We start from the raw sequence: 6,183 nt of genomic DNA on the forward strand, positions 1-6,183 counted from the left end.
GTCACCGCCACATTTGCGTGCTCAAAGACGCGCGAAGCGCCCTGGGAGGATGTGATGAGCCAGCCGCAACGTCGTGACGAGATTGACCTGTTTGTTGATGACCTGCTCGCGAACCCGGATCGCGCGGAAGAGTTGAAGGGCAAGCTGCGCCAGACCTTCGGCGAAACGGCAACCGATCGGACCACACCCGAGAAGCGCCGCGCGCAGCTCCGGCTCCTGACGCTCTGCAACGATGCCGAGGCCCTCTGGGACAACGTGCCCCTCTGAGGCCCGGCCGGACGGATAGAAAGACGGCGCGGGCCCGGGTCCGCGCCGTCGCTTCGTTCTTGGGGCATGGGTCTGGGGCGCAGGGGGCCAAGGTGTGACCGGGCGGCGCGCCTGCTTCCGCACAACACCGTCTACCGGCGCCCCTCGCGCAGCCAAGCCGCCAGCGTCAGCCCCGCCGCGATCAGCAGGAACGCCCAGGGCGGAAGCAGGGCCGCGGTCCGGATATCGGTTGTCTGATAGGCATTGCGCGGCGTGATGCCAATCCATCCCCGCCCCGTTGCCGGGCGCCCCTCGCGCACCGCGCGCACATCGGGCAGTCCGTCCTCGATCCGGGTGAAGCCGCCATTCGTCGGCCCGACGACCGGTTCCAGCGGCACGGTCGAGGCAATCGCCGCCTCGAACTCGCGCGGGCTGGCGGGGCCGATCGCGGTGACCCGTTCCAGGTCTCCGTCCGACAGGCGGTAGAGGCCGAGCGCGGGGGCGGCATAGGTCGCCTCGTGGCGGCCGGGCCCCAGCTCCCTCAGGGCAAGCTGGGTGGAGGTGCCGTCGGGCGCCGTCACCGTCACCTCGCGCCCGCCCTCGCCAAGCGTCCGGCGAGTGATCGTGAGGACATTGCCCTCCGCCGTGGCGGTCAGCGATTCCTCTTCAAGGTCGGGCTCCTTCATCATCCAGTGGGCGAGGCGGCGGAGCAGCTCGAGTTGCGGCCCGCCGCCCTCGAACCCCCGCGCCCAGAGCCACGCCTGGTCGGAGGCGAGAAGCGCCACGCGGCCTTCGCCCGCGCGGTTGAGGACCAGGAGCGGCGCCTTGTCGGGGCCTTCCATGACCACCTGCCCCGCCGCCTCGGCAAGTTCCACGTACCGGGTCCAGCGGCCCCATTTCGGCGCGCCGGGCTCGCCCGCCGCGGCGCCGTCCGGCGAGAATTCCTCCAGCCCCTCGGTCACGGGGTGCCGCGCCCCGAGTTTCGAGACCCGCGGCAGGAACGCTCCCTCGACCACCCGCGCGGTCGGTCGCGCCGGCAAGACCTCGCCGAGCCCGGAATGATAGAGACTCTCGGCCGAAGCGAAGTCCGGTCCGGCGGAGACGAGAACCGCCCCGCCGCCGAGCACATAGTCGCGGATGTTCTCGAGGTAGGCCGCCGGCAGGATGCCCCTCAGCCGATAGCGGTCGAAGATGATGAGGTCGAATTCCTCGATCTTCTCAACGAAAAGCTCCCGCGTCGGAAAGGCGATGAGCGAGAGTTCCGACACCGGCACGCCGTCCTGCTTGTCCGGCGGGCGGAGGATGGTGAAATGGACGAGGTCCACCGCGCTGTCGGACTTGAGCAGGTTCCGCCAGGTGCGTTCGCCGGCGTAGGGCTCGCCCGAGACCAGGAGCACGCGCAACCGGTCCCGCACACCGTTGATCTGCAGGATGGCCACGTTGTTGCGGTCCGTCAGCTCGCCCTCGGCCGTCTCCACGGTCAGCTGGACGACGTTCTGTCCGCCATGATCGAGGGTGAGCGGCAGTTCGAGGTCCTGGCCGACCGGGACGACATGGGTTTCCGGCTCCGCGCCGTCGATCGAGATGGCGAGGTTGACCCGCCGCCCGGCCTCAGCGGCCGGCATCTCGCCCTGCTCCTCGATGCGGAGCGCGAGGGTCATGGGCTCTCCGATGATGCCGAACGCCGGCGCGGTCGTGACCATGAGGCGCCGGTCCCAGTCGGCGGCGTGCCCGGTCAGGAGGACGTTGAGCGGCGCCGGCAGCGCCGGCGCGAGGCCGAGGTCGTGGACCTGCCCGTCGCTGACGAGGATCGCCCCGGCGACGCGCGCGCGCGGTTCTTCGGCCAGCGCCTGCGACAGTACCGTCATGGCAAGGGTGCCCGCGTCCTTCGCGCCGTCCTCCACCGTGATCTTGCGCAGCTCGGTGTTCGGCAGCGCGGCCACCTCCGCCTCTATCCGGGCCACGGCGGCGGCGGTCTGGTCGGGGCGGTCGGCGATCTTCTGGCTCGCGCTTTCGTCGATGACGAGAAGGACGATGTCCGAGAGCGGCCGCCGCTCCTCGCGTTGCAGCGAGGGCTGGGCGACGGCGGCCAGGAGTGCCGCCGCGGCGAGCGCCCTGAGCCACCAGCCGGCAAATCGCCGCCATAGGGCGAAGATCACGAAGGCGAGTGCCAGGGCACCGAGCGTCCAGAGCACCGGCCAGGGGACGAGGGGGTCGAAGATCACCTGCCCCGTCATTGGCCGAGCCTTTCGAGGAGCGCCGGCACATGGACCTGGTCGGACTTATAGTTGCCGGTCAGCACATGCATGATGAGGTTGACGCCGAAACGGTAGGAAATCTCGCGTTGCCGCTCGCCGCCAAGGCCGCGTCCCACCGGGAACATCGGCCGGTTGGACTCGTCCACCGCCCAGGCCCGCGCCCAGTCGTTGCCGCCGATGACGACCGGCGTCACCCCGTCGTTGAGGTTGCGGAACGGCATCCCCTCGGCCAGTTCCGCGTCGGGGGGCGCCGCCTCCACCCAGATGGCGCGGCCGTCGAAGCGGCCGGGAAAATCCTGGATCAGGTAGAAACTGCGGGTCAGCACGTGATCCTGCGGAATCGGCTCCAGCGGCGGGATGTCGAGCGGGGCCGCCAGTGCCTGCAGCCGGCGTCCCTCGGGCGACGCGGTGCCGAACCCGGCCACGTCGGCATCGCGCGTGTCGAAGAGGATGAGGCCGCCCGACCGCAGGTAGCGGTTCAGTTTCGCGTAGGCGGCGGGCGAGGGTGCGGGCTGGGCCGCGGTCACCGGCCAATAGAGGAAGGTGTAGACCGACAGCTCGTCGGTCTCGAGGTTCACGCCCTGCGGTTCCGTCGGTTCGACCGAGGTGCGCGCGAACAGGATCTCCGACAGACCCCAGAGCCCGGCTTCCGCGACGCGGTCTGTCTCCGCCTCGCCGGTGAGGACATGGGCAAGGACGACGTTTCCGGCTGCGCGCAGGACCTTGTCGTCGAGGGCCGTGCCATCCTGCGCCAGGGCCCCGCCCGGGTTCATCCCCGGCAAGAGCACCGCCAGCGCCAGCGCGGCGAGCCCGGCGCGCGCGCCCCGCAGGCGCCCCGCGAGGAAAAGCGAGGCCACAAGGTCGGCCAGGAGGAGCGCGAGCGCGGCGGTCAGGACCCAGCCTTTCAGCGGCTGTTCGCGCGCGACGACGAGGCCCTCGACCGCCACCCCGGCGGGCCATTCGGCTGCCGCCAGCCCGCGGTCGGCGGCGATCACGTTCACCGCCAGCCGCCGGTCGCCGGAGGCATAGAGGCCGGGCGGCAGGTCCGGTCCGACACGCGGCGCGATGAGCCGTTCGCCGGGCACGCCCGGCAGGTCCGCCGCCTCTCCCAGCGCGCCGTAGGCATCAAGCACCCGTTCCGCCGTCCAGGTCGTGCCGGCGAGGTCCCCCGCCCCGGGCCGCGCGGCGTTGGAGGAGATCGCCAGTCGCTCGAGCATTTGCACGAAGAGCCCGGAAAGGGGCAGGCTCGTCCATTCCGCGTTGGCCGAGACATGGAACAGCACGATCTGCCCGTCACCGATCTGGCGGCGGGTGACCAGCGGCGTGCCGTCCGCCAGCGTGGCGATCGTTGCGGCCGCGAGGTCTGGCCCGGGCTCGGCCAGGACCTGCGCGGAAACCGACACGTCGGCTGGGGGCACAAGTCCGGCGAAGGGCGAGCCTTCCGGGAAGGGCGCGAGCGCCTTCGGCTCCCCCCAGCTCATCGTGCCGCCGACGGAGCGACCGCCGGACCTCAGCCGCACGGGAAGCAAGGGGTCGAGCGTATCGCGGCCCACGTCGGAGGCCGCGAGGTGGGGTCCGGCGAACCGCGCAAGCAGCCCGCCCTCCTCGATCCAGTCGGTCAGGGGCTCCACCTCCGCCACCTTGGCGACATCGGCAAGGATGATGACGTCGGGACTGGCAAGAAGCACATCGCCGACGGTGCCCTCGATCACGTCCGCCGTCGGTACCAGTGCCTGGCGCAGGTAGTGGTCGGGGGCCAGAAGCTCCAGCCCCTCGCGCGCGGCGCCACCGGTGATGATCGCCACCTTGCGCCGCTTCAGCGCGTCGTCGGCGAGTGTCACCGCCCCCGCGCTTGGCTCGCCCGCGATCTCGAAGCGGGTGAGGCGGTTCCTGAGTTCCGGCGGCAGGTCGAATTTGGTCACTGCCCGCGCTTCGCCGGGGGCGAAGGAGGCTTCCGCCCGGGCAAGCTCGCGCTCGATCCCTGCGGGGTCAAGCCCGCGCGCCACGATTTCCGCCGCGCCCTCCCCTTCCGTCCGCGCCCGGAGCACGGCAGCCGAAACCGTGCCGCCGTCGTAGACCGCCGGACCGAGCGCCAGGGGGCCGCGCGGCGCCTCGACGGCGGTCACGGTGCCGTGGGCCATGAGGGCGGCGAGGAGCTCCGCCCGGCCCGCGCGGGCGATCCCGTCCGAAAGCCAGAGCGTGTCGAACCCGCCCTCGGGCAGGTCGGCCGCGAGCCTTGCGCTCTGCTCTTCCGCGGCTTCCCACGCCTTCGGCTGGATCGCCGGAAGGCCCGGCGCAACCGCATCGGCCGCAGCAAAGACCGGCCCGCCGGGCGGCACGTCGGTGAGCGCGACCACCGCCACGCTGCGCCCCGCACGGCCCGCCTCCTCGACGGCCGTCCCGATCCGGGCGGCCGTCTTCGGCCAGTCGCGCGCCGAGGCCCAGCTTCCGTCGGTGACGACGAGCAGCGGCCCCGTCCCCGCGGCCTTGACCTCCGGGTTCAGGACCGGTCCCGCGAAGCCCGCAATGACCGCGGCGGCGGCAAGCATGCGCAGGAGAAGGAGCCACCAAGGCGTCCGGTCGGCCTCCTGCTCCTCGTCGGCGAGTCCGAGGAGAAGCGCCACGCCGGGAAACCGCCGGCGGATCGGCGCGGGCGGAATCGCGCGCAAGAGCAGCCAGAGCACCGGCAGCGCCGCGAGACCCCATAGGAGCCACGGCGCAGTGAAGCCGATGGGGCCGAGGATCAGCATCAGCCGCCCTTCCTCAGCGCGGCGTAGAGCCAGAGAAGCGCGCCCTGCGCCGGCTCGCCGGTGTGATGCGTGGTGAAGAGCCACCCCGCCGTGCGCGCGAGATGGCGGAGCCGTTCCTTGCGCTCTTCGAGCCGGGCACGGTAGCGGTCGCGCAGGTCGCCGGCCTTGCGCGTCTCGTGGGTGAGCGTGCCGCCCATGCTCTCGAAGATCGTCCGGCCGTCGAAGGGAAACGCCTCCTCCACCGGGTCGAGCACCTGCATCAGGACCCCGGTCACGCCCTTGTCCGCGGCCTGCGCCAGCGCACCCTCCACCCCGGCCGGATCGCCGAGGAAGTCCGAAAGGAACACGGCGCGGGACCCGGTCAGCATCGCACGGGCCTGCGGCTCGCCGTAGTCGGCTTCTCCCGCTGGCCGGGTGAAGGCCTCCGAAAGCCTCAGGAGCTGCACCTCGCCCGACCGCGGCGGCGCGATGCCATCGGCAAGCCCCACCCGTTCTCCCGCGCGGATGAGAAGGACGGCGAGCGAGAGCGCCAGGAGCCGGGCGCGGTCGGCCTTGGCCTGCCGCTTCGGATCGCCGGTGAATTCCATCGACCGCGCGTCATCGAGCCAGAGATGCACCGACTGCGCCGCCTGCCACTCCTTCTCGCGCACGAACTGGACATCCGCCCGCGCCGAGCGCCGCCAGTCGATGGCGCGGGCCTCGTCGCCGGCATGGGCCGCGCGATACTGCCAGAATTCGTCGCCCATGCCCGAGCGCCGCCGGCCGTGTTCGCCGAGCTGCACCGTCGCGGCCAGGTGCCGCGCATCGGCCAGGAGCGGCGGCAGCCCGCGCACGAGCTCGCTCACGTCTCCGCTCACGGCGCGTCGCCTCGCGCGCCGAGCCCGTGCAGCGCGTCGGCCTGGTGCCGGACCATGGCCATCAGCTTCGCG

4 protein-coding genes are annotated in these 6,183 nt (G+C 72.0%); 1 reads left to right on the forward strand and 3 read right to left on the reverse strand.

Annotation, left to right across the window (positions count from 1 at the left end):
- Nucleotides 1–54: 54 nt before the first annotated feature.
- The gene (locus tag F9K34_RS00720) at nt 55–267 is read left to right on the forward strand and encodes a hypothetical protein (protein ID WP_291334546.1); all 213 of its coding nucleotides are present in this window, start codon (nt 55–57) and stop codon (nt 265–267) included.
- A 131-nt stretch (nt 268–398) separates the two neighbouring features.
- Here F9K34_RS00720 and F9K34_RS00725 read toward each other — a convergent pair whose 3' ends face one another.
- The 3 genes from F9K34_RS00725 to F9K34_RS00735 are packed head-to-tail and all read right to left on the reverse strand — an operon-like array spanning nt 399 to nt 6,099.
- On the reverse strand, nt 399–2,483 hold the full coding sequence (locus F9K34_RS00725) for a hypothetical protein (protein ID WP_291334547.1): 2,085 nt from the start codon (nt 2,481–2,483) through the stop codon (nt 399–401).
- Entirely contained in the window at nt 2,480–5,254 is a 2,775-nt protein-coding gene (locus F9K34_RS00730) for a DUF4159 domain-containing protein (protein WP_291334548.1), read from the reverse strand. Before F9K34_RS00730 ends, F9K34_RS00725 begins: the two co-directional genes overlap by 4 nt.
- Complete coding sequence (locus F9K34_RS00735; RefSeq protein WP_291334549.1) at nt 5,254–6,099, reverse strand: DUF58 domain-containing protein; 846 nt, start codon at nt 6,097–6,099, stop codon at nt 5,254–5,256. The genes F9K34_RS00730 and F9K34_RS00735 overlap by 1 nt, the downstream gene beginning before the upstream one ends.
- Nucleotides 6,100–6,183 lie beyond the last annotated feature (84 nt).

It is taken from the genome of Albidovulum sp. (assembly GCF_008933605.1).
Taxonomy (GTDB): Bacteria; Pseudomonadota; Alphaproteobacteria; order Rhodobacterales; family Rhodobacteraceae; genus Albidovulum.

Coding starts and splice junctions, on each gene's coding strand:
- F9K34_RS00720 (WP_291334546.1), top strand. CDS start 55: ATGAGCCAGCCGCAACGTCGTGACGAGATTGACCTGTTTGTTGATGAC.
- F9K34_RS00725 (WP_291334547.1), bottom strand. CDS start 2,483: ATGACGGGGCAGGTGATCTTCGACCCCCTCGTCCCCTGGCCGGTGCTC.
- F9K34_RS00730 (WP_291334548.1), bottom strand. CDS start 5,254: ATGCTGATCCTCGGCCCCATCGGCTTCACTGCGCCGTGGCTCCTATGG.